General features: G+C 76.6%; 2 protein-coding genes. Both read left to right on the top strand.

The window, feature by feature from the left end:
• Positions 1-415 (top strand): GNAT family N-acetyltransferase (locus H5J30_RS32385; RefSeq protein WP_181791214.1); only part of this gene is annotated, 415 nt, incomplete at its 5' end.
• A gap of 429 nt (positions 416-844) precedes the next feature.
• Positions 845-1,556 (top strand): histidine kinase (locus H5J30_RS32380; protein WP_258563642.1); only part of this gene is annotated, 712 nt, incomplete at its 3' end.

Genomic DNA, 1,556 nt, shown 5'->3' with positions numbered 1-1,556 from the left:
CTTCGCACTGCGCCACTCCGTGCTGCTGCCGGGACGCCCGCCCGCCGAGGCGGAGTTCGCGGAGGACAGCGCGCCGGGCGCCTTCCACCTCGCCGCGTACGACGACCAGGGCGCGCTCGCGGCCTGCGTCTCCTTCTGCCCCGAAGCGCTCCCCGGCGACGACACCCCCGCCTACCGCTTCCGCGGCATGGCCAGCGACCCCGCCGCGCGCGGCCGGGGCTACGGCGTCGCCGTCCTCGCCGCGGGCCTCACCGAGTCGGCGTCCCGCGGCGCGCACCTGGTCTGGTGCAACGCCCGTACCTCGGCCGCCGGTTTCTACCTCAAGCGCGGCTTCGAGGTGCGCGGCGCGGAGTTCGTCATCGAGGGCGTCGGCCCGCATGTCGTGATGGCCGCGAAGCTCACGCCCGGCGCCTGACCCGGGGCCGGTACCACCTGCGCGTACTCCCCGGGGAGTAGCGGCCGGTCCGGGTCGCCCCGGGCAGTAGCGCCGGTCTCCGTCGCGGGAGCGAGGACACCCGCCGCGCCGCCCGGGAGGCTGGACACGTACGAGCGCACGACCACGCAGTCGTCCCGAACTGGTGGGGAGGTGACCGGGCAGCGGCGGCGCGTCCTCCACCCCTGCGTGCCCGCACCCCCCGGCCGGGTCCGCGGCGGGCGGAGGACGGCCGCCGGTGCGCTGCACCACCCACCGGACTGCGGGCTCCGGTTCCCCCGGCCGGAGCCCGTGGACCCTGCCCCGCCGGGCGGCGCGCCTCTCCGCGAAGCCGCCCGGCGGGGCTGCCACCGTCGCCCCGGGGCGTACCCGGAACGACACGACCGGGCCGTCCGGGTGAGGAAGAGCCGCATGCCGCCACCGACATCGGTACAGGGGCGGTTCGTCGTGCCGCTGGGCAGGGACCTGGCGCTCGCGGCGGCCGTGACGGCGATGTCGGCGGGGCTCGCGCTGCTGGCGGAGGTCGAGGTGGGCGCCCACCGGCCGGACGTGCCGGGCTGGGTGCTGCTGGTGGCGACCTGCGCCGCGCTGGCGTGGCGGCGGCCGGCGCCGATGGCGACGTTCGCGGCGGTCATCGCCCTCCAACTCCCGTACCACGGGCTGCAGAACGTCCACCACGCGCCGGTGCCCGCCACCGTGGTCGCCGTCTACTCGCTGGCCTTCGCCGGGCCCCGGCTGCGTACCGCGCTGGTCGTCGGCGGGCTGCTCGGCGGGCTGATGGCGGTGCTGACGACGGTCGACATGAGCCGGGCCATGGACATCCTGCGGATCTCCGGCTGGGTCATCGCCGTCGCCCTCTTCGGCGAGGCCGCGCGGGTGCACCGCAACTACCTCTCCGCGATCGTCGAACGGGCCGAACGCGCCGAGCGCACCCGGGAGGAGACCGTGGCCAGACGGGTGGCGGAGGAGCGGCTGCGCATCGCCCGCGACCTGCACGACCTGCTGGCGCACAGCATCACGCTGATCGGCGTGCAGACCTCCGTCGCCGCCCACCTCGTCGTCTCCGACCCGGAGCGGCTGGACCGCAAGGCCGTCGCCGAGGCGCTCGACGGGATCGCCGGCA

Origin of the sequence: Streptomyces phytophilus (assembly GCF_013870535.1) — a bacterium.
Taxonomy (GTDB): domain Bacteria; phylum Actinomycetota; class Actinomycetes; order Streptomycetales; family Streptomycetaceae; genus Streptomyces; species Streptomyces phytophilus.
Note: the sequence above shows the minus strand (reverse complement) of the source record. Positions and strands in the feature narration are given on the sequence as shown.